The 1176-nt window shown below is 71.9% G+C and carries 2 protein-coding genes; both read left to right on the top strand.

Translation table 11 applies throughout. The features are described 5' to 3' along the window. Window positions 1-56: 56 nt before the first annotated feature. Window positions 57-527 carry an ATP-binding cassette domain-containing protein gene (locus tag IFT89_RS19870; RefSeq protein ID WP_307783560.1) on the top strand — a complete coding sequence of 157 codons (471 nt, stop codon included), beginning with the start codon at window positions 57-59 and terminating at the stop codon, window positions 525-527. Continuing rightward, a partial coding sequence (locus IFT89_RS19875) for an energy-coupling factor transporter transmembrane component T family protein (protein ID WP_202939847.1) occupies window positions 524-1176 on the top strand: 653 nt, incomplete at its 3' end. The genes IFT89_RS19870 and IFT89_RS19875, both read left to right, overlap by 4 nt.

Consider the following 1176-nt stretch of genomic DNA (forward strand, 5'->3'; position numbering starts at 1 on the left):
CCGTCCACGATGAACTCGCGCACGGCCTGCGGATCCGGGGTGTCGATGATGCCGGGATCGAGCGGCGCGTCGACGACCTGCTGCGGCGGTTCGGCCTGGAATCCGCACGCGACGTGCATCCGTTCCTCCTCTCCGGCGGCCAGAAGCGCCGACTGTCCGTCGGGAGCGCCCTCATCGCCGGAGCTCCGGTGCTCGCGCTCGACGAGCCGACCTTCGGTCAGGACCGGGCGCGGGCGAACGAGCTCCTGGACCTCCTCGCCGGACTCAACGCGCAGGGCACCACGGTCCTCGTCGTGACCCACGACCTCCAGCTCGTCGCCGATCACGCGAGTCACGTCGCGGTGATGGCCGGCGGTCACCTGCTCGCCCACGACACGACTGCCGCGGTCCTCGGCGACGACGAGCTCCTGCGCCGCGCGGGGCTCCGGCCACCACCGCTCGCCCAAGCGATGCGCTCGCTGGCGAACCACCCCGACTGGCGGCACCTGTCGAGACTCGACGACCTGCCCGGGGCGGCCGCCCGATGAGCGCCACGACGATCGACCCGTACGCCTCGGGCACGGCACCGGCCGGTCGATTCCTGTACCGGTTGAACCCCCTCGCGAAGCTCGGCGCTCCGCTCCCGGTGATGATCCTGCTCGCGTTCACGAGGGACCCGGTCACGCCGGCGCTGTTCATCGCCCTCGCGGTCGTCGTCATCCTCGTAGGAGCCAGCCTGACGCGGACGGTCGCCCTCCTGCTCTTCGTGGCGCTGCCGCTCCTCGTCGCGATCATGTCGTTCAGCTTCGGCCTGTGGACCGACCCGAGCCGCGTCGACCAGTCCGTCCTGCTGTTCCAGGTCGGCGACTACCGATTCTTCCTCGGCGCGCTGCTCGTCGGCCTCGCAACGGCACTGCGACTCGCGGCCCTCCTCGTCCTCGCCTGCATCGGCGGCCTCACCTCGACCGGTCCGGAGTTCGTCCGCGCGATGATCCAGCAGCTGCACGTGCCCTACCGGATCGGGTACACGGCGCTCGCCGCCTACCGGTTCGTGCCGCGGTTCGGGCACGAACTGGAGGTGATCCGTTCCGCCCACCGGGTCCGCGGCATGGCCGAGGGTCGCGGACCGATCGCCGCCGTCCGCCGCGCCGGCGGCACCGTCGTGCCGCTGCTGGCCGGCGCCATCCGTCACGCGGA

The sequence above is a fragment of the Plantibacter sp. CFBP 13570 genome (assembly GCF_014841395.1).
GTDB classification, from domain to species: domain Bacteria; phylum Actinomycetota; class Actinomycetes; order Actinomycetales; family Microbacteriaceae; genus Plantibacter; species Plantibacter auratus.